The organism is Delftia sp. UME58 (genome assembly GCF_014170385.1).
Classification (GTDB): Bacteria; Pseudomonadota; Gammaproteobacteria; order Burkholderiales; family Burkholderiaceae_C; genus Comamonas; species Comamonas acidovorans.
In genome coordinates this window covers 20116-39840 of record NZ_LZZV01000049.1, presented here as the reverse complement: position 1 = coordinate 39840, position 19725 = coordinate 20116, and the positions used below count along the sequence as shown (strand labels likewise).

At 65.8% G+C, this 19725-nt stretch carries 22 protein-coding genes; 13 read left to right on the top strand and 9 right to left on the bottom strand.

Annotation, left to right across the window (positions count from 1 at the left end; translation table 11 throughout):
• Positions 1 to 12 precede the first annotated feature (12 nt).
• Positions 13 to 513 carry a DUF2938 domain-containing protein gene (locus A9976_RS12750; RefSeq protein ID WP_013802911.1) on the bottom strand — a complete coding sequence of 167 codons (501 nt, stop codon included), beginning with the start codon at positions 511 to 513 and terminating at the stop codon, positions 13 to 15.
• Between the two features lie 114 nt (positions 514 to 627).
• On the opposite strand from A9976_RS12750, the gene A9976_RS12745 reads away from it, so the two are divergent.
• On the top strand, positions 628 to 1299 hold the full coding sequence (locus tag A9976_RS12745) for a metalloregulator ArsR/SmtB family transcription factor (protein WP_063326451.1): 672 nt from the start codon (positions 628 to 630) through the stop codon (positions 1297 to 1299).
• Here A9976_RS12745 and A9976_RS12740 read toward each other — a convergent pair.
• From A9976_RS12740 to A9976_RS12730, 3 genes are all read right to left on the bottom strand, one after another.
• Positions 1296 to 1892: a TetR/AcrR family transcriptional regulator gene (locus A9976_RS12740; RefSeq protein WP_183019310.1), complete on the bottom strand. Its 597-nt coding sequence runs from the start codon at positions 1890 to 1892 to the stop codon at positions 1296 to 1298. The two genes, A9976_RS12745 and A9976_RS12740, sit on opposite strands and share 4 nt — an antisense overlap.
• Positions 1885 to 2493: a dihydrofolate reductase family protein gene (locus A9976_RS12735; protein WP_183019309.1), complete on the bottom strand. Its 609-nt coding sequence runs from the start codon at positions 2491 to 2493 to the stop codon at positions 1885 to 1887. The genes A9976_RS12740 and A9976_RS12735 overlap by 8 nt, the downstream gene beginning before the upstream one ends.
• Positions 2494 to 2567: 74 nt before the next feature.
• Positions 2568 to 3419 carry an EamA family transporter gene (locus A9976_RS12730; RefSeq protein ID WP_183019366.1) on the bottom strand — a complete coding sequence of 284 codons (852 nt, stop codon included), beginning with the start codon at positions 3417 to 3419 and terminating at the stop codon, positions 2568 to 2570.
• Between the two features lie 109 nt (positions 3420 to 3528).
• Here A9976_RS12730 and A9976_RS12725 point away from each other — a divergent pair, with 109 nt between their 5' ends.
• Complete coding sequence (locus A9976_RS12725; protein ID WP_183019308.1) at positions 3529 to 4071, top strand: MarR family winged helix-turn-helix transcriptional regulator; 543 nt, start codon at positions 3529 to 3531, stop codon at positions 4069 to 4071.
• A 73-nt stretch (positions 4072 to 4144) separates the two neighbouring features.
• Here the strand turns inward: A9976_RS12725 and gstA are convergent, their stop codons facing one another.
• Positions 4145 to 4777, bottom strand: coding sequence for a glutathione transferase GstA (gstA, locus tag A9976_RS12720; protein ID WP_183019307.1), 633 nt, complete (start codon positions 4775 to 4777; stop codon positions 4145 to 4147).
• Between the two features lie 150 nt (positions 4778 to 4927).
• Here gstA and A9976_RS12715 point away from each other — a divergent pair, with 150 nt between their 5' ends.
• The 7 genes from A9976_RS12715 (at position 4928) to A9976_RS12685 (ending at position 12351) form a co-directional block, all read left to right on the top strand.
• A complete protein-coding gene (locus tag A9976_RS12715; RefSeq protein ID WP_013802924.1) occupies positions 4928 to 5251 on the top strand; it encodes a helix-turn-helix domain-containing protein in 324 nt (107 codons plus the stop codon).
• Positions 5252 to 5342: 91 nt separating this feature from the next.
• Complete coding sequence (locus A9976_RS12710; RefSeq protein WP_183019306.1) at positions 5343 to 6323, top strand: GyrI-like domain-containing protein; 981 nt, start codon at positions 5343 to 5345, stop codon at positions 6321 to 6323.
• Between the two features lie 358 nt (positions 6324 to 6681).
• Positions 6682 to 7119, top strand: coding sequence for an AraC family transcriptional regulator (locus tag A9976_RS12705; protein WP_310889389.1), 438 nt, complete (start codon positions 6682 to 6684; stop codon positions 7117 to 7119).
• A 247-nt stretch (positions 7120 to 7366) separates the two neighbouring features.
• Complete coding sequence (locus A9976_RS12700; RefSeq protein WP_183019305.1) at positions 7367 to 7549, top strand: hypothetical protein; 183 nt, start codon at positions 7367 to 7369, stop codon at positions 7547 to 7549.
• A gap of 191 nt (positions 7550 to 7740) precedes the next feature.
• Positions 7741 to 9024: an InlB B-repeat-containing protein gene (locus A9976_RS12695; RefSeq protein ID WP_183019304.1), complete on the top strand. Its 1284-nt coding sequence runs from the start codon at positions 7741 to 7743 to the stop codon at positions 9022 to 9024.
• A 45-nt stretch (positions 9025 to 9069) separates the two neighbouring features.
• The gene (locus A9976_RS12690; protein WP_183019303.1) at positions 9070 to 11544 is read left to right on the top strand and encodes an IPTL-CTERM sorting domain-containing protein; all 2475 of its coding nucleotides are present in this window, start codon (positions 9070 to 9072) and stop codon (positions 11542 to 11544) included.
• A gap of 39 nt (positions 11545 to 11583) precedes the next feature.
• Complete coding sequence (locus A9976_RS12685; RefSeq protein WP_183019302.1) at positions 11584 to 12351, top strand: IPTL-CTERM sorting domain-containing protein; 768 nt, start codon at positions 11584 to 11586, stop codon at positions 12349 to 12351.
• A gap of 285 nt (positions 12352 to 12636) precedes the next feature.
• Here the strand turns inward: A9976_RS12685 and A9976_RS31880 are convergent, their stop codons facing one another.
• Positions 12637 to 12828 carry a hypothetical protein gene (locus A9976_RS31880; RefSeq protein WP_220808637.1) on the bottom strand — a complete coding sequence of 64 codons (192 nt, stop codon included), beginning with the start codon at positions 12826 to 12828 and terminating at the stop codon, positions 12637 to 12639.
• Between the two features lie 75 nt (positions 12829 to 12903).
• On the opposite strand from A9976_RS31880, the gene A9976_RS31875 reads away from it, so the two are divergent.
• Positions 12904 to 13143 (top strand): hypothetical protein, encoded by a 240-nt coding sequence (locus tag A9976_RS31875; RefSeq protein ID WP_197956646.1) that lies wholly within the window; start codon positions 12904 to 12906, stop codon positions 13141 to 13143.
• A gap of 108 nt (positions 13144 to 13251) precedes the next feature.
• Positions 13252 to 13839 carry a midcut-by-XrtH protein gene (locus A9976_RS12675; RefSeq protein ID WP_183019300.1) on the top strand — a complete coding sequence of 196 codons (588 nt, stop codon included), beginning with the start codon at positions 13252 to 13254 and terminating at the stop codon, positions 13837 to 13839.
• 272 nt (positions 13840 to 14111) lie between these two features.
• Here A9976_RS12675 and A9976_RS12670 read toward each other — a convergent pair whose 3' ends face one another.
• Complete coding sequence (locus A9976_RS12670) at positions 14112 to 14717, bottom strand: hypothetical protein (RefSeq protein WP_183019299.1); 606 nt, start codon at positions 14715 to 14717, stop codon at positions 14112 to 14114.
• A gap of 695 nt (positions 14718 to 15412) precedes the next feature.
• Here A9976_RS12670 and A9976_RS12665 point away from each other — a divergent pair.
• Both A9976_RS12665 and A9976_RS12660 read left to right on the top strand, forming a co-directional pair.
• Positions 15413 to 15676: a hypothetical protein gene (locus A9976_RS12665; RefSeq protein ID WP_232245862.1), complete on the top strand. Its 264-nt coding sequence runs from the start codon at positions 15413 to 15415 to the stop codon at positions 15674 to 15676.
• 195 nt (positions 15677 to 15871) lie between these two features.
• Positions 15872 to 16531 carry a hypothetical protein gene (locus A9976_RS12660; RefSeq protein ID WP_183019298.1) on the top strand — a complete coding sequence of 220 codons (660 nt, stop codon included), beginning with the start codon at positions 15872 to 15874 and terminating at the stop codon, positions 16529 to 16531.
• Between the two features lie 39 nt (positions 16532 to 16570).
• Here A9976_RS12660 and A9976_RS12655 read toward each other — a convergent pair whose 3' ends face one another.
• Together A9976_RS12655 and A9976_RS12650 are read right to left on the bottom strand one after the other, a co-directional pair.
• Positions 16571 to 16855, bottom strand: coding sequence for an immunity protein Tsi6 family protein (locus A9976_RS12655; protein WP_063326468.1), 285 nt, complete (start codon positions 16853 to 16855; stop codon positions 16571 to 16573).
• Positions 16856 to 16970: 115 nt separating this feature from the next.
• A complete protein-coding gene (locus A9976_RS12650; RefSeq protein ID WP_183019297.1) occupies positions 16971 to 19130 on the bottom strand; it encodes a methyl-accepting chemotaxis protein in 2160 nt (719 codons plus the stop codon).
• Positions 19131 to 19725: the final 595 nt, after the last annotated feature.

The window sequence follows — 19725 nt, the reverse complement described above, 5'->3', positions numbered from 1 at the left end:
CAGCGCATCCGCTCAGCCCCGCAGTTGCGAGACGGCCCAGGCCGCGATGAACAGGCCCAGGCCGAACACCGTGTGCGCCATCAGGCTGCGCAGCCGCGCCACGGCGGGCTTGGGTGTCTTGCGGGCAAACAGCCCCGCCCCCATGCACGGCTGCAGCGCCAGGAAGGGTGCGGCCACGGTGAACACGCCCCAGGCCAGGGCCGGCCACAGCGTGGGCGCCCGGGCCCAGCCCTCACCCGCCAGGGCCAGCAGGGCCGCCGCAAAGGCCACGCCGATCGCATAGTGCGCCACCCAGCCCAGGGCCTTCTCACCCGCCACCGGCGCGGACCGGCCGATACCGGCATGCACCAGACGGCCGCGCGGCAGATGGCCCAGCCAGCGGCCCACCATGGCGTAGTCCAGCGAAGGCACGCCCCACAGACGCTGCAGCAGCAGCGCCCACACATCCATCACCAAGGTCGCGCCTGCGCCCGTCAGCACGGCGCGCAGCAGGAATTCCGGCACATCCAGCATGTCTTTTCACTCTCTTGCAGGTTTGCAGCGGCCTTCTTGGATGCCACCGCATGCACAATGAACAATACATTCAATTAATTGATTGAATGTTTGCGCAATGCTAGGCTATCCCCCATGAATCCGTCAAGCAGCCCTGTACCGATCGAGGCCTTCCCCGACCTGGCCGACCTGGCGCGCACCCTGGGCCATGCCCACCGCCTCACCTTGCTGAGCCATGCGGCCGAAGGCGAGCAGCCCGTGGAGCGCCTGGCCGAGCTGTGCGGGCTGTCCGTGGCCAACACCTCCCAGCACCTGCAGCACCTCAAGCGCGCGGGCATGGTGCTCACACGGCGCGAGGGCAAGCATGTGCTGTACCGGCTGGGCGACGGGCCCATCACCGGCATCATCGATGCGCTGCACGACTATCTGCAATTCCGCCACGCCGAGATCCGCGCCGTGGTCTCCGACAGCCTGCGCCAGCGTGACCGTCTGGAAGCCGTTGCGCTGGACGAGCTGCTGCAGCGCATGCAGATGGACGACACCATCGTGCTGGACGTGCGCCCGCCAGCGGAATTCGCCCAGGGCCACCTGCCCGGGGCAGTCAACATTCCCCTGGAAGCGCTGGAAGGCGAGCTGGGCGCGCTGCCGCCCGACAAGGACATCGTGGCCTATTGCGGTGGCCAGTACTGCGTGCTCTCGGCCAATGCCGTCACGGCGCTGCGCGCCAGCGGCCGGGAGGCGCGGCGCTTCGAGGCAGGCTTCACCGGCTGGCAACAGGCCGGCCTGCGCGTGGAGGCCGGCGCCTAGCGCAACAGCCTCGCCAGCCCCTGCTCGAACCGGCCATGCAAGGCCTGTGCGCCCTCGCCCGACAAGGCCAGCGCCAGCGCATGTCCATGCGTGTAGTCGATCAGCAGGTCCAGCAGCACGGCAGCATCGCCCTCGTTTTCGCCGGGCTCGCACTGCTGCACCTCGCCGCGCAGCCGCTGCGTGAAGGCGGCCAGCGACGCGGTGAACAGGGCCGGATCGCCCAGAATGCAGACCGTCAGCGCCGGATGGCGGCGAACGCGCTCCATGTAGCCCACCAGCAGCGCCTGCACGCGCTGCACGGGTGCAAGCCCGGGCGAAGGTTCGGCCAGCGGCTGGCCATGCACGCGCTCCACCAGGCTGCGCATCAGTTCCTGCTGGTCGCCCACATGGTGGATCACCGACATGGGCGTAATGCCCAGCTGCCGCGCCAGCGGCCGCAGGCCAAAGCCCTGCGCGCCCACGGCCTCCAGCAAGGCCAGCCCGGCGTCCAGCACCTGATCGCGGCTGAGCGAGCGCCCGGCCGAGGGGCGCCCGCGCCGTGCGGCCTGTGCAGCCGATACAGCCGGTACAGCCGATACAGCCGGCTCACTCATCGCCGCCACCGTTGCGCGCCATGACCCGGCCGCCCGCCTCCACCCGGTAGCGCGTGCTCACCATGCCGCTGGGATAGGCCTGGGAGGCCAGGCAGGCCAGGCGCAGATCGCAGCCGATATCGCCAAACAGCGGCCGCCCCGCGCCAATCAGCACGGGTACGCGGGTGATGGTCATCTCGCCCACCTCACCCGCCGCCAGGAAGGCGCGGATCACGGCGCCGCCGTCGATATAGGCGCTGCCCCAGCCCTCGGCCCGCAGCTCGGCCACCAGTTGGGCAGGCTGGGCGGACGTGATGCGCAACTTGCCGCGCAGGTGGGCAGGCACATCGCCCGCGCCCAGCGTGCGGCTCATCACCACCACGGGCTTGTCGAACGGCCAGGACTCGAAGCCGAGCACGCTTTCATAGGTTGAGCGGCCCATGACGATGCCGTCCACCGTCCTCATGAAGGCCGCGTAGCCGTAGTCCTCGCCCCCATCGCCCCCATCGCCGCCAACAGGCAGCCAGTCCAGCGAACCATCGGGCCGGGCGATGAAGCCATCGACCGAAGTGGCGATGAAGACCTTGCCGAATGCATTGCTGAGGGCTTTTGCGGGTGCCATGGCGATCTCTCCATCCAATTAAACATACACCGTATGATAAATAATCCGCAGCCCCTTGCCAACCATTCCCACGCTCAGGCGCCGCGCGAAGCAGACCACTGCACCGCCAGCACGCTGGCCAGCACCACCAGCAGGCCCAGGAAGGACAGGCCCGTCATGGACTGCGACAGCAGCGCCCAGCCCAGGACCACGGCGGTGAGCGGGCTCAGCAGGCCCAATGACGACACGGCCACCGAAGGCAGGCGCCCGATGCCGCGAAACCACAGCACATAGGCCAGCAGCGCGCCGGCAAGACACAGGTAGGCATAGGCGCCCAGCTCGGTTGCGGTCAGCGCAGGCAGCGGCGCATCCACCCACCAGGCCAGCGGCAGCAGCATCAGCCCGCCAAACAGCAGTTGCCAGCCCGTCAGCGCCAGCACCGGCAAGTCCACGCGCCAGCGCCGCGTGAGCCAGGTGCCGGCCGCCATGCACACCGCACCCGCCAACGCCGCCGCCATGCCCACAGGCTCGAACACCGTCTGCGGCGACAGCAGCAGCACTGCCATGCCCCCGATGCCGGCCACGGCGGCCCACAGCGTCAGCCGCGCGGGGACCCGCCCGTCCACGCCCCAGGCCAGCGCCATCACCAGCAGCGGCTGCACGGCACCCAGCACGGCCGCCAGCCCGCCCGGCAGCCGGTAGGCCGCCACAAACAACAGCGCCTGGAACACGCCGATGTTCAGCCCGCCCAGCACCAGCAGCCGCCACCAGCCCGAGCCCACGGGCAGCCGCCGCGTGAACAGCACCAGCAGCAGCCCGGCCGGCAGCACGCGGATCAGCGCAGCCGTGAACGGACGGTCTGGCGGCAGCAGTTCGGAAGTGACGATGTAGGTGGAGCCCCAGATGGCGGGCGCCAGCGCGGTCAGCAGGATGTCACGCCAGGACATGGCGGGGCTGGCCGAGGGGGAGGCGGAAGAGGATGGCGAGGAGGACATGGCATTTATCTTCAATTCAAGACAAATCCATTATGCACGACTTATCTTAAAATCAAGACAAATGCCGAAACCCACCCTCCCCCGCCTTCCCGACCGGGTAGACACCATCCTCGAACAATGGGCGCGCGAACGCCCCGACCTGGACGCCAGCCCCATGGGCCCCATAGGCCGTATCAAGCGCTGCGCCGCCCTGCTGGAGCAGCGGTTGGAAGAGTGCTTTGCCCGCTTCGGCATGACCATGTGGGAATTCGACGTGCTGGCCACGCTGCGCCGCTCGGGCGCGCCGTTCTGCCTCACGCCCACGGCCCTGTTTTCCGCGCTCATGGTCACCTCGGGCACCATGACCCACCGCATGAAAAGTCTGGAGACGCGCGGCCTGGTGCAGCGCCTGCCCAACCCGCAGGACGCGCGCAGCATGCTGGTGCAGCTCACCGCCCAGGGGCTGGAGCTGATAGACCGCGCTGTGGAAGCACATCTGGACAACGAGCGCGCCATGCTGGCGCCCATGCCCGTCGCCGAACTGGCCGCGCTGGACCAGCAGCTGTCCCTGCTGCTGCGGGTGCTGGAGGGCGGGCTGGGGGATGGTGCCAGCCCTGCCCCTTGAACTGGCGCCCGGCGCAAGGGCCTTGCCCTGTGCCCTCCCCCTATCGCACCCCTATCGCAGCCCTATCGCAGCCCTATCGCAGCCCTTCCGCCTGCAGCGACTTGCGCACGGCAGGCCGCTCCCGCATCCGCGCGTACCATCCTGCAAGATGCTCCAGGCCATCAAAGCGAATGCTCGTCTTGTAGACCGACTCCAGCCACGGCGCCTGCCCCCACTGCGTGAGCGCGTACAGGTAGGCATCGGCCACGGTGAAGCCATCGCCCATCAGGTAGCACTTGCCGGCCAGTTGCGCGTTCACCCAGGCATACCGCTGCTCCAGCTTGGGCCTGGCCGTTTCCACGCCGTACTTTCCCGCCGCCACCGCATACAGCAGCGGGATGAAGCCTTTGTGGATCTCCGAATTCAGAAAGGCCAGCCACTCCAGCAGCCGATAGCGCTCCAGGCTGCCCTGGGCCGGCGCCAGAAGCGATGCAGGCCGCAGGTCCGCCAGGTACTGCAGGACGGCGGGCCCTTCCCGCAGCAGGCTGCCATCGTCCAACTCCACCAGGGGGACATAGCCGAACGGGCTGAGCGCACGAAAGTCCCTGCCGTCTTCCGTCTGGTGGGTCTTGTGGTCCACCCGGACCAGTTGGAAATCAAGCCCCAGCTCGTTCAGGACAATGTGCGGCGCCAGCGAACAGGCGCCCGGCAGGTAATACAGCTTCATGGAATTTCTCTGGTGATGGAACAAGGGGCCTGCGCGTTCAGGCACAGCCCCTCGCAAATGCTATGCACCAGGGATAAATCTGGAAGAAGGCAATAAAACTGCCCATAGGTTAAAAAAATATACCTGCCGCCTGCCTATGATGGATGTGCTATGAAATCCAACATCTCAGGCTGCTCCGTGGAAGAAGCCATGCGGCTGCTGGGCGGCCGCTGGAGGCTGCTCATCGCCTCCTACCTCATCGACGGCCCCCGGCGCTTCAACGACCTGCGCCGCGACATGCCCGGCATCTCCCAACGCTCCCTCACCCTGGATCTTCGCGCGCTGGAGGAAGCGGGCCTGGTCAAGCGCACGGTCTACCCCACCGCGCCGATCAAGGTGGAATACGAATTGACCCAGGATGGGGAGCGGCTCAAGCCGGTGGTGGGGGTGATGAAGGAGTTTGGGTTGTGGGTGAAGGGGAAGGCGCCGGCCTGACGAGAACTGCGCCGGCTGGTTGTCTCCATCCGCCCCCTGCTGACAGGCAGGCCCCCTCGCCGCATGAACGGTGATTTCCAGAACAACGACCATGACGAACAAGCCTTCCGAGCAGGCATCCCGCGCCGAGTACGCGCGACGGATCAATCGCGTGCTCAACTACATCGATGCCCACCTGGATCAGCCTCTGGACGGCGCACATCTGGCCGACATCGCCAATTTCTCGCGCTTTCACTTTCACCGAATTTTCGCGGCCTGGATGGGAGAAACGCTGGGCAGCTATGCGCAGCGTCGACGGCTTGAGAAGGCGGCTTTCCGGCTGTCCTGCGGCAGCAAGGAAACCGTGCTTGAAACCGCCTTGGCCACCGGCTTCCAATCGGGCGAAGCATTTGCGCGCGCCTTCAAGCTCAAGTTTGGCTGCACGCCATCGGCCTGGCGCTCCACGACGCTTGAGCGGCTGAAAGCACAGGCGGCTGCGATCGGGCAGCAGCCAGGCGGCCAGGAGAGCAATCCTGATCAGGTCTTCGGCAATCTCCATCAGGAAGACCTGCGCGCGTTCGGCGAACCTCAGGGCTCTTGTCACCTGAAGGAAAAAATCACCATGGACGTACGCATCATTGATCTACCCAAAGCACATGTCGCCTATCAACGCTTGATCGGTCCCTATGGGCCAGCCATAGGCGAATTCTGGCGAGGCACCATTGCACCGTGGATGCACTCCAATGGCCTCAGCAATCAGACGTGCTACGGCATAGGCTATGACGACCCCTCTCTCACGCCCGCCAGCAAATGCCGCTATGACGCCTGCGTGGAAGTCCCCGCGCATTTTGTTGCCAGCGGCAAGGTGGATACCCAAGCCTTGCCGGGCGGCCGTTACGCCGTGGCAAGGTTCAAAGGAAAACCCGAGGGCTTGGCCAATGCCTGGATGTGGCTGACGCGCGAATGGATGCCGTCCAGCGGAATGCAATGTGACGACCGGCCTTGCTTTGAGATGTTTTCTGCGGTCACCGCAATGGATGCCGAGACCGGGGAGTTCTGCTGCGACATCTGCATTCCAGTTCGGGCGCTGTAAAGCGACTCAAGCCGGTGAAGGTTTGACGATGTGTTGGGTTGGCCGGTTGAATCCACTACCCCGCTGCAGCCGTTCGACCTTTGCCGTCAGGTGTCGGCTTCGCAGCGGTTGCCGTCGGCCAACCGGAGCAGTCATGCGGCAGCTATATGCGAACCCCGGACAGGCAGAGATGTTGCCAAAAAGCGTAGACAGTGCGTTGAAACTGGAAGTGGAACTGGACGCGCGTCGTCAATATTGCTGCGGAATACCTTCGGGAGATGTTTTTTGTATTAGAAATGCGGTCGGCACTGCTCTACCTGAAGCTAATCAAAGAAAGCTGCCCAGTACAACCGAGCGTGGCGATCGATTCAGAGACCTGGTGTGTGCTCTGATCGGCATGGCCCAGGCCGACGATGTGGTGTGCGCCACCACTCACATGCTGGCCGCCTGCCTGCGCCCCAGCCAGCGCACGCTGGCCGAAGCGCGCTCGCAGGTCGAGGCCGTCACGCTCGAACGCATCCAACGCCACATCGCCAGCCAACTGGGCGCGCCGCTCACGCCCGACGCGCTCTGCCGCGCCTTCGGCATCTCGCACCACCGGCTCTACCAGCTCTTCGCGCCGCTGGGCGGGGTGGCCCGCTACGTGCAGCAGCGCCGGCTGCACCGTGCCTTCCAGTGTCTGGCCAACCCCGCATACCTCCGTTTACGGGTAGCCGAAGTAGCCGCTCGCCTGGGCTTTGCCAGCGAAGCGCACTTCAGCCGCGCCTTCCGCACCGCCTTCGGCCACACTCCCAGCGACGTGCGCGCCATGGCCTAGGCGGCGCACGCCGCCGGCAGGGCGCCGCTGGCGCAGTCCACGGCCGCATCGGTGGAATATGCGGATTGGCTCTTGAGCCTGCACGTCTGAATCTGCAAAAGCAACCGCCTGACTCGGCGCCATAGTGTTCCAGAACGCGTGCCATGAAACGCATGGCCGTGGTATGACGGCATGGTGGCCGACCTGAATGGCGCCATTTGGTTTCGATGCCAACTCGCAGCCCGATTCGCGCCTTTTTGTTTCCTGCGTGCTGGACGTGCAAAGCGCGCTGACCGACCAGCATGGCACCCGGCGGGCCATGCCGCTGGTGCCGGCGCCGCATCTGGCGGAACCGCCTGCCGCGCGGTTCCTAAAAACGTCCGCAGACTCGCTGGCCCATCGCCGCACTGAAATCATGGGCGTGATGGGCGCCTTTCTGAACGGCCTCTAACACGCCCAGTCAAGCGCCGGGCACACGGACAGTCAAGCCGCCGGGGCGCGGCTGCAACAAGATAGCCGCAGCACACACCCACCCGCGCCGGATGCTTCCAAAAGATAGCTGCCAGCGCTTGCAGAGCAAGCGCTGGCAGCGGTTTTAATGCCCAGTGCCGGTGGGTGGACCGCAGTTTCACCCACATGCCCATGACGCCCTTTGCACTTCGGATGGCCGCCCTGCTGCTGGCGGCTTCTGCCGCGCCTGCCTGCGCAGATGTTCTGTTTGACAACATCGACGCCACCAGCCTGAGTCAGACATGGGGCGAGGCGTACCCGCCGTACTATACGGATCGCCGGTTCGCCAACCGCATCACCATCGGCACCAAACCCTTGCGTATCGAGACCGTGGAGATGGTCGTGGAGACGTTCAACGGCTTTGAAGTGCAGGTGTGCGAAACCACCGCCGACAGCAAGACGCCGTACACCGGCGCTTGCGCCGACTTCACGCCCGACGCGGCCACCTCCGGCAGGCGCACGTTTTCCGGGAGCCGCACCATGGGCTGGGGCAACGCCGCATGGGTGGTGATGCGCAGCCGCTCCGCGAGACCCCTGAGCAGCACCGTCTTCGTGCAAAGCCACAGCGATTTCACCGGGCTGAGCTGGACCACTAACGATGGTGCCACTTGGAATGCCTCCCGCAGCATCACCTTTGGCATGCGCGTGGAAGGCACACCGCAAGTCGTGCAAGGCACCTGCGGCAGCGCCAACGGCAACGCCGCCATCCAATACGCGCCCAGCGGCACCAATGCGTGCAACCCAGGCGCGCTGGATGGCATGGCGACTGCTTGGAACCGTTTCACATGGCAATGTCTGGGCCAAGCGGGCGGCGGCACTTCGCCGCAGTGCAGCGCACCGCGCGGGTACAACGTCTATACCGAGGCCAGCGGCGGCGGATCCATCGAGTCGGGCCATTTGGTGGCCGCCGGACAGACGGCAGCGTTCCGCCTGAGCATCCCGCCGGGCTACACGGCGTCGGCCAGCGGGTGTGGCGGCGCGCTGGTGGGCGACGAGTTCACCACGGCGGCCATTAGCAACACCTGCCTTATCACCGCCACCTTCACGCCCATCACCTACCCCATCGCCACCAACGCCACGCACGGCACGGTCACCTGCACGCCCAACCCCGTACCCCACGGCCAGGATGCCCACTGCACCGCCACACCGGATACGGGCTACCAATTCACCAGCTGGTCCGGCAGTTGCAGCGGAAACGGCGCCTGCGCGCTTGCCAACGTGACCGGGCTGCGCAGCGTCGGCGCGCAGTTCACCCTGGCGCCTGTCGATGGCACCTACGGCGCGGCGGCCAGCGTCCCCGCCGCTACTGCGCCCAGCGCGAACCTCTGCGCCACGGGCACCGCCAGCGGCGTGCAGTCCACCAACGGCCAATACGCCTGGGAATGCGCGGGCGCGCACGGCGGCGTGGCGCGATAGCAAATCGCAACCCGATCCGATGCATACATGAAAGGCACGACTGCCATGACCTGTGTCCTCTCCCCGCTGGCCGCACTGGTGCTGGCCCTGTCGTGCGCGCTGGCCTGGATGCCGGCGTATGCGTACATGCTGTATGACGACCTCCGCTACGAGGCGGGGCAGTCCCTGGAAAACAACGAGTGGCGGGGCAATCGCTTTTTCCTCAACGAGAACTTCCGCGTGAAGAAAGTAACGCTCAATGTCGCCATGTCCCACGGCTATCCGCAGTTGCTGATGCGCGTGTGCCAGGGCGAGCAGGACGCGCCCGGCACGCATTGCGCCAACTTCACTCCGGACTACCCCGGCGCGGGCTACCCCATCTTCACCGGGCGGCTCGACGCCCAGGCAAATTCCTATCTGTGGGTGATGGTGGGCGTGGCGCCCGGCGCCCAGGGCTACAACGTGATTGCCGACAACCGCCAGTACGCCAACGGCATTCGCAGCTCGGACGGCGGCGCCACTTGGAGCACAGGGCACACCAACATCGGCATGCGCGTGGAGGTCGAGGTGGCCTACCCTCCCGCGGGCGGCGCACTGCAACCTCCCACCGGGCCCACGGCCGGGGGCACGCAGGTGGTCATCACCGGGCGCAATCTGTATTACATCGACGCGGTGCAATTCGGTGGCGTGACGGCCTCTTTTACCCGACGGAACAACGCGCAACTGATCGCCACAGCCCCACCGGGCATGGGCAGCGTGCCCGTCACGGCACAGGGCACCTACGGCGCCATCGATGCGGGCAGCTACACCTACGCCGACCACCCCGCCTTCGCCCTCAGCGGCATCGACCCGGGCATCGGTCCGGCCGACGGAGGCACTACCGTGGTGTTGACGGGCAACCACTTCCACGGTGTGGCAGGAGTGAGCGTGCGCGGCAATCCCGCCGCGTTCACGCCAGACCCGCAGGATGGCACCCGCCTGCAAGTGCAACTGCCCGGCACGCGAGCGGGCAGTGCCATGGTGACGGTGGAGACCGCCTACGGCACGGACTCCGTACCCTATCTCTTCCAGGAAGCGCCCACCGTGGCTGGCGTTCAACCTGCCTACGGGCTGGGCGGCACACCGGTGCGCATCAGCGGCAGCGATCTTGCCAACGTGAAGGCCGTGCACTTCGGCAGCCAGCCCGCAGCCAGCTTCGCCATGGTGTCCGACCCGCTCGCGGGCACTCCGATCATCCAGGCCACGGCGCCGCCCTCGCCCTTCGCGGTCGGAGAGCAGGGCATCGTCCCTATCACCGTCGAGACGGCCGGTGGCACCACCACCATGGCCGACGCCTTCGAATACCTGGGCGCGCCGCAGGTGCTGCGCGCGGCCCCGGGCTTCATGCCCCTGAGCGGCGGGTCCGTTACCCTCAGCGGCCAGCACCTGAAGACCGCCACGCAGGTGTGGTTCGGCACGGCGCCTGCCATTGCCTTTCAGGCAGCGAGCGATGACGAAATCACCGCTGTCGCACCCGCCCTCCCGCCAGGCGGCGTGGCCGTGCAGGTCACCACGCAGGCGGGCGACGCCACACTGAACAACGCCCTGCGCTACGTGGGCGCTCCGACTCTGGGCGCAATCAGCCCCGCCCAGGCGCTGGCCACGGGCGGCACGCAGGTCAGCCTGACTGGCACCGGCCTGGCGAGCGCCACCGCCGTCACCTTCGGCGGTGTGCCTGCAACGGCCTTGACGGTGGAGAGCGACACGCGCATCACCGCCACCGCGCCTGCCCACGCCGCAGGCCCCGTGGCCGTGGCCGTCACGACCGCGGGCGGCACAGTGACGCGCTCGGACCTGCTCGCCTACGTGGCACGCACCGACGGCGCCTGTGGCAGCGCACAAGGCCAGCCACGCATCGCCACGCCCACAGCCGGCCTGTGCAGCGCGGGCCAGGCGAGCAGCGTGGACGCAGCAAACGGCGCCTGGGCCTGGTCTTGCGCAGGCACGCATGGCGGCAACACCAGCCAGTGCAGCGCCCCCTGGGCCGATGCGGGTTCAGGCCAGGCCGCCGTGCAAGTCCCCGGCTGGCGGATCGACCGCGCCGCATTCACCCCCGGCCTGCCTGCGCCGCTGCCCGAGGGTGCGCGCACAGACTTCACGCCGCTTGCGCTCACCCTCACGGGCAGCACGCCCAGCGCCCGCGTGACGGTGAACTACACGCAGCCCGTACCGCCCGGCGCCGTCTACCTCAAATACGGCCCCAGCCCCGAAGGCCTGGGCTGCAGCGGCACCGCCGCCTGCGCGCAGCCGCACTGGTATGCGCTGCCCGGCGCACAGTTCGCGCCCGACGGCCTGGGCGTGACCTTCAGCCTCACCGACGGCGGCGCAGGCGACAGCGACGCCGTGCCCGGCCAGATCACCGACCCCGGCCTGCCCGTGCTGCTGGCCGCCGCGCCCGCCGACGGCGCGCACGCCATTCCCACGCTGTCGGCCTGGGCGCTGGCGCTGCTGGTGGCGGCGCTGACGCTGCTGGCAGCGCGCAGAAAGCATTTTTTTCGATAGCAGAAAGTGCTTGCACAACAAGCGCCAGAGGACGATTTCATGCATGAATTCAACAGATCCTTGCGCGCCGCGCTGGCCGCGCTGCTGCTGGCGGGCGCGGCGGCCGCTCAGGCAGCGGCATTCACCGTGGGCGCGGGCGGCGGGGCGTACCACGGCACCATCGATCTCGCCTGTGGCGACTTGGAAGTCAACGGCCCGCTGAGTGCGGCGGGCGCCACTTTCACCGGCGTGGGCATGGTGCGCATCGGTGCGGCGGGCTCCATCGCCGCTGCGGGCGCGCGCATCGAACTGGGCGCGGGTTGGCACAACGCGGCCGGCCCGGGTGGCTTCACCGGCGCAGCCAGCACTGTGGCCGTGGTGGGGCGCTGCAGCAGCGGCGGGGCCACCGACATCACGGGCAACACCACCTTCAGCCACCTGAGTGCCGCGCAAGCCGGGCAGGTGCTGCGCTTCGCAGCGGGCAGCGAGCAACAGGTGGGTGGCACGCTCACCTTGGGCGATGTGGCGCCGCAGGGCCAGGGCGGCACGGCATTTCTCACCCTGCTGCCCGGCGGCGCGCAGCAGATCGGCGCCGTGACCGTGGCGGGCGTCGATGCCTCGCGCGGCCAGTGGCTGGCACCCACCGGCCAGAACGGGCCGGGGGGCAGCAGCGCGCCAGGCTGGTTCGCGCGCCCGCCCACCCTGGGTGCCGTGGCGGTGCCTTCGCTCGGCGAATGGAGCGTACTGCTGCTGTCCACATTGGCTGGCCTGCTGGGTTGGCGCCGGTTGCGGGCGCCACGCGGCACCACTACACCGACCGCTAGATAGCCACAGGGCCTCCGCGCTTTTTTTGCTGATCCATCCATGTCAACCATGAAATCCCATCTCCTTTTCACCGCCGCCCTGATGGCGGCCAGCGCCGCCTGCGCGCAAGTCACCCTGTCGGGGTCTGGTGGCGTGCTCATCCAGTCGCCCACCACCGGACAGACCATCTCCAACTTCGGCAATGACGGCAAGGTCTCTCTGCCCCAACTCGGCGGAGCGGGCTTTGTGCGTGCGGATGCCCAAGGGGTTTTGTCAGTGGACGCGGCAGGGCCGGTCGGCCCCGCAGGATCACAGGGGTTGCAAGGCCCCAAGGGTGACGCTGGCCCCAAGGGTGACGCCGGACCCAAGGGTGACGCCGGACCCAAGGGTGACGCTGGGCCCAAGGGTGACGCCGGACCCAAGGGTGACGTTGGGCCCAAGGGTGACGCTGGGCCCGCCGGGCCTGCGGGCACCGTGGCGGGTGTGGCTGACCTCCGTCACGGCTGCTTTTCGGTGACAAACCCGCTTGGAAACCCCCTAGCAATCGCCACTAAGACCAGCGGAAATGGCTATTTCGTGAACGCGGCCTCCGACCCCTACGACATCCAAAAAAGGGTGTACTTCGTCATGTTCGACACGCCTCCAGGCGGCTTCGACTCCACCGTGCTGCTGGATGCGCGCAACAGCACGACGGGCCGCGGCATACCCATCAAGGTGCAGCGTGGCAGCCCCATCCATCTGACCCTGACCGTCAATGTGGACAACGAATTCACGGCGGGCCAGGCCCTCAGCGTCTGCTTCTCACTGTTCCGCTGACGCCCTGCGCCTTTCGCTGCCGGCACCTGCTTGCTCCATTTTTCATAGCCGACCGCGCTTGCTCAGCAAGCGCTTGCAACCGTTTTCCCTCAACGTCCAGGAATCATAATGATCTTGCCCTCCCTCTTGCCTCGCACTTTCACACCGTGGTTATGGGCCGCTGCCGCTGCCGCTGCCACTTGCCCGCACACGGCCTGGGCGCAGGTACAGCCGCCAGTGGGCGCCATGACGTACGCAGCCGCCCTGGCCGGCGCGGCGCAGCCGGTGCCCACGCTGGCGCAGTGGGGTGTGGTGGTGTTGTCGCTGCTGATGGCGCCCCTGGCCTGGCGAGCGGCACGCGGGCGCTTGGCCAGCCTGGTGCTGGCAGCGAGCCCTGGGGTGCTGGCCGCAGCCTTGCTGGTGGCCGTATCCTGGAGCGGGAAGGCCGAAGCGCAAGGGGCCGTTGCTGTGCTGCTCGACAGCCCCGCTGGCGGCACTGCCGACATCCCCTACGACGCGGCGTTGGATACGCCGCACAGCGACTTCATGAGCCCGTACGTAGTTCGCAACACGACAGGCCAGGCGCTGCGCGTGACCGGCATCACCCTCACGTCTGGGCACGCCCAACGCAGCACCATGAGCAACCCGCCCTGCGCGGTGGGTGGGATGCTGGCACCCGGCGCGGTCTGCCATCTGATGGTGAGCAAGCCGCGCTGAGCACGGGGATGTGTGCGGCGGCCCTGGGCTCGCCGGCACGCAACCCCTTGCGAAGAGCCAAAGACTGGCTGCACACGCTCTGGAGTGGGGGCATCACGCGCCGCCTGCACCTGACTCACGCATCAAGATCGCCGCGTCCTCTAAGCCGAAGCGAAGTCGTGGGAAGTTGCCGTTGGAGCGGGCAAAGTTGAAGACTTGGAAGTAGGCGCCCAGAAAGCGGTGCTCATCACCACAGTAGCTTGTGTAACTGTGCAACTCGGCGTAGTCGAGAGCTATGCATGGGAAGTTGATGTCATCGAACAGTGAAAAAAGCTCATGGCTGTACTCGGTATAGGTACCGAGAAACTTTCCAGGACAACGGCCAGAGAGAGTATGTGGCTCTTGCCGAGGTCGATTGAAATTTCCTGACAGGTTGAGTCGGTGATGACTACGATGTCGGCAATCTCTTCCATGTCATAGAAGCGTTTCGGTGCGTGATAAATCTGGTCGGATCTGAACACTCTGTGGATGAGGTTAATGATGTCCATTTCCTGGTAGCGGCCTGCATCCTCCCTTTCCAAGGAGGTGAATCCAAATCCCTTGCTGCCATGGAAGGTGTACTGATCGTAGCGGAGGTCCAGGACCATCAGGTCTTCAGGGATGAGCGATTCCGTGAAATGGACTTTAATCGCATCCGCATCATCTTGCGCACTTCCCAGGCCAATCCAGGCGGCTGCTTGTTCATAGGCGAGATGGAAGCTCTTCTGGTCTAATTCGGGTAGGCAACATGCTCCAGGCGGACTTTGGAGGGTTAGTGGCGCGTCGATTTCTGCACAGTAGCCTAGGAGCTCCCGGTTTTGCTCATCGAAGATATGGACCAGAATCTCGCGTTTCGACAATGCGTGGAGTAGGTCTGGCGTTTCGTCACTGGGGTCCAGCAACCGCCAGCAGGTAAGCGGGAATCGGCATCATCGAAGAAGGCGCATAGCAGCCCAACGGAGGCACTGCCGGAGACCCATGGATAGCATCATGGGGTTATTATGAACTCTGGAGGATTTGATATTCTGGGGATTGTCAATGCCAGTTTCAAGGTGTTGAGCTGACCTACAAGCATTATTCACTGCAATGACTGCTTTAGGTGGCAGCAATCATTGACCTTGTTGAGTTGACCGACTGCAATCAGCCTGAAGCCGTCGTTCAAACGTCTGCGGTGGCCTACTGCTGACGCACAGGCCTTGAACAACTGAACTGCGAAGAAACCAAAACAGGTGACGTTGCCCTCGCAATTCACTGCAAAGCCCCTCATTCAACACGTCCCTGCACCCTTCATCCAGCACGCCTACGTAACCGCTTTGGCAGTTCCCGCGCGCCCACACCTGCTACGATCCCCCGGTGCTCAACACACCCTCATAGGCGGAAGTCACTCCCGAAAGTCAGTTGCATTTCGCCCATACGCTTTGTCTTGCCCTGCAACCCAGGGCAAGTCTTGTTTATGGCCGGGCTGCCCGCCGCTGCATAAAGCCATCAAGGCGAAGACAGACGGGCAACCCCATGACCGTGTTGACATAGGAGGCCATACAAGGTCCTGGCCAGCATGGATGCATCGGCCAAAGACCGCAAACCCAAGCACAAGGCCAAGGCCAAGCATCCGCCCCAAAGCCTGATCCCTGGGCCTGCGCCCCAGGTCTTGCGCCGCATCCGCACCTGCGATGACCTGTCTTTCACGCGGCGCAATGCGAAGGGGGAGCGTATTCAGTGGTTTGTGCCGCCGCGCGTGAACAGCGGGCATGAGCACCACGGGATTGGAGAGATCTGGTTCAGCGAGGTGATGGAGCTGGCCCGCCACAACCCAGCATAGACAGGCAGGCCTGGCAGGAGGCGGCCGAGTGCCAGCGGCATTACTACGAGCGCCGCCGCCGTGACCTGATGGCGCGGCACGACTGACGCGGGCGTCAAATGCCACTCCTTTACCCCAGGAATGGCCAGCGGCTGGCAGGGCAGTGAACCGAGCAGTGACTCGGGCAGGGACAATGGCGCATATAGCGAGACTCCCATGAAATTGAACCTGCTCACCCTGCACGAAAGTGACCTGGCCACGCTGCCTGATGGTGTGTACATTCGCCGCCTGACCCACCCCATCACCGAGATGTTCATGGCCCTGCTGCCTGCGGTTGAGATCAATGGCAGCAGCAAGATTGCCGTGTTTCTTGGCCCCCAGGGCGAAGCGGAGGCGTTCGACAACGTTCTTGGAGTGACTGCGGTTTTTGTTGAGGATTTCGACTTTGCGCATTTTCTGGCGCAGGACCGCGCTGCCCAGAACCAGCAGTTGCTGGGGCTCCTGCGCCAGTGCCTGATGGACATCGCCCATCGCAAGGGACCGAACCTGCAAGCCGTGCAGGCCATCAACGCAGCAGCGGATGCGGTGGTGCAACGCCAATTCCAGCTGACGCTGCCCATCAAGAAGCTGGGCAAGCGCAGCAGAGACAGAAAGTCCCGGGTGGAAGTGTTCCGGCGCCTTGATTCCGAAGTGGGTGAAGCCTGGTATTGCGAAGTGACCAGGGCAGGCCAGAGCACCCCGCAAAAACTGTGGATGAGCGATGTGCCCGGCTTCATTGACCGCCGCGACTATTTCAAGACCGCCGAGATCAGCGGCAACAGCTACATCGCCAAGAGTCGCCTGGGCCGGGTGGTCTTCGAGACTCCGCTGGCGTAGCGCCCAACTGCCACCGCCATCTCCTTTGCTGGAGCGCGCTCAGGGCAAATCGATCTTCAGCCCGCGCCCGGTCTGCACGGCCACGTAGTGCGCATCCTTCAGGGCCCGGGCCAGCTCTGGATCGGTCTCGTCGAACTCCTTGACCGCCATGCTGCCGATGGTGATCTGGTGCAGCCTGGAGCGATCCAGGCCCCGGTCCAGCAGCACCGCACGCACGTACTGCAGCTGTTGCGCCAGGTGTTGGAAGACATCGTGCCCTGGCAGGGCCAGGGCACGTTGGGCCACCAGCGCCAGGGCGCGATCGATGTATTCAAGGGGCGTCAATGGGATTCGACCGGTTCATGGAGTGGCTGCAGAGCATGCCAGAGCGCCGCGGACCCGAGAGGGCGGGCCGCTGGAGCCAGGGGCTCCAGGCTCCCCTGGCCTCACCCGGTGGCTCTCAGAAACTGTCCCAGTCGTCATCGGCCGTGGAGGCCATGGCGACGGGCTTGGCGGCGGCCGTTTTTGCTGGGGCTACCGGGGCCGCAGGCTTGGCCGCGGCAGCGCTGGGCGCCAGCGCCGGGGCACGGTGGATTGCGTCGCTAGTGGTTGGCGCGGCGCTCGCTGCGCGGGCCGCAGTCTGCAGCGGCGCACCGCTGCCGCCCGGCAGCCTGAAGACCGAGACCACGCGCACCAGTTGATCGGACTGGTGGCGCAGGCCTGCGGCGGCACCGGCCATTTCCTCGACCAGGGCGGCGTTCTTCTGCGTGGTCTGGTCGATGTGGGTGATGGCCTCGGCCACCTGGGCGACGCCGTTGTTCTGCTCGGCGCTGGCGTGGCTGATGTCCGATATCAGCTGGGTGACCTTGCGGATTTCTTCCATGGCCTGTTCCATGGTTTCCCCGGCAAACGCGGCCTCCTGGTTGCCGGTGTGGATTTCGGCCACGCTGTGGCTGATGAGCTGCTTGATTTCCTTGGCAGCCTCGGCGCTGCGGCCTGCCAGGGCGCGCACTTCCTCGGCCACCACGGCAAAGCCGCGGCCATGCTCGCCCGCGCGGGCCGCTTCCACGGCGGCGTTGAGGGCCAGGATGTTGGTCTGGAAGGCGATGGAGTCGATGACGCCGATGATGTCGGCGATCTTCTTGCTGCTGGCGTCTATGCCCTGCATGGTCTGCACGACCTTGCGCACGGCCTGGCCGCCTTCCGTGACGACGCGCTGGGCCTCGCGCGTGATGCGGTCGGCCGATTGCGCGTGGTCCGCGTTGTGGGCCACGGTGGAGCCCAGCTCCTCCATGGCGGCGGCGGTCTGCTCCAGCGCGCTGGCCTCGCTTTCGGTGCGGGCGGCCAGGTCCTGGTTGCCCTGGGCGATTTCCGCGCTGGCCAGGGCCACGCTGTGGGCCTGTTCGTTCACGCTGCCGACCACGCGCGTCAGGCCCGTGCTGGTGGTGTTCATGGCGTCCAGAAGGTGGCCGATTTCATCCTGGCGGTCGCTGGCGATGCGCACGGTCAGGTCGCCATCGGCAATGGCGTAGGCCATATGGCTGGCCTGCTTGAGGGGGCGCACGATCATGCGGCGGATGAGCCAGAACCATGCCGCCGACAGCAGCAGCACGGCGCCCAGGCCCATGAGGGCGAACTGCAGGATCAGGCTGCGGGTCTCGGACACGGCTTCGTCCACGTAGGCGCTGGTGGCAATGACCCAGTTCCAGGGTGCGTATTGGCTGAAGACGACCAGCTTGTCGCGGGCCTGGGTTTCGCCCGGATTGGTCCAGGGATAGGCCATGCTGCCCTGCTTGCGGTCCAGCATGTCGCGGATGAAGAAGCGGCCATCGCCGTCCTTGGAATCGCTCATGTTCTGGCCTTCCAGGGCGGGATGCACGATCAGTTGGCCGCGCTGGGGGCCGTCTTCGGCATTGAGCACGTAGTAGTAGCCGGTCTGGCCCACCTTGAGCGCGCGGATGGAGTCCTTGAAGTGCTCCAGCAGTTGCGAGAAGTCCTGGCCCACGAAGGCGATGCCCACGGTGGCGCCGGAAGCGTCCTTGAGCGGGCGGTATTGCGTCATGTACTGGCGGCCGAACAGGTGGGCCAGGCCCATGTAGCTGCGGCCGGCCTGGATGGCGGCATAGGCGGGGTGGGCGCGGTCCAGCCGGCTGCCCAGCACGGCCGCGCTCTGGTCGCCTTTCTCGTTTTTGAGCGTGGTGGCGATGCGCACGAAGTCGCCCTGCCCCTGGGCCGCAAACACCGTGGCCACGGCGCCGGTGCTGCGCGTGAAGGCCTGCAGGTGCGCATCGTTGCCGTTGAGCGGCTGGCCGTCCAGGCTCAGCACGGGTTCGCCGCTGCTGGTGTCCAGGCTGAGCGTTCCCTGCAGGCTGTGCGCCAGGCTGTCGGCCAGGAACTGGGTGCGCTGGCGCAGTTCCTTGTCGGTGGACTCGACGAAGTTGTGCAGCATCTGGACGCCCTGCTGCATCTCGTTGTGCATTTTTTTCTGCAGGGACTTGCTCACATCCCAGGCAATGCCCAGCACCAGCAGGGCCAGGATGGCGGCGACCCAGACAAAATTGGTGAGCGACAGCTTTGCGCCCAATCCTTGGCGGCGCCAGAAACGTTGACCGATGTGCATTGATGCATCTCCTGTGCGGCGTTGTGCGCCGCTGTTGTATGCGCACGCGCCAGGGAGTGCTGCGTGCCGAGCCATGCTGACCAAGGTCAAGCCGTGGCGGTTCAAGGGCCGAAGCGTATCGGCGCTGCCGCATGCGGGATTTGAGATGGGTCAAGTAGTAACCAAGTGTTGCAACACTGGCAAAAAATCAGGGGGCGGGAATAAGAATCGTCTTAGCCTGGATTGCGCAGGTTCTGGCAAGACTGGAAGCGGTACATCGATCCGTCTTATTTCCAGAAATGCAGCAGCAGAGAACATCCCATAAATTGTGCGATCCATGCTACGAATTGGTGAGCGATACATCCCTGTCCAAGCCCCACCCCGGACTGAGGTTCAGCTTTTACTCACTGGAGCAGGACGCCAATTTTGTGAACTATTGCTGCGTGCATTGCCAGGCGCCCCTGGCGATGAAGGCAAGCCGGCGCGGGGCACTCCTGGGGTTTCGCCTCATGCCGTCCACACCGCACTATCCCCTGGGAGAGGGGAGCGGTGAAGACGGCATGCAGGCGCAAATGCAGGCGTAGATGCAGGCGCAAAGACAAGCGCAAAGGCGTCA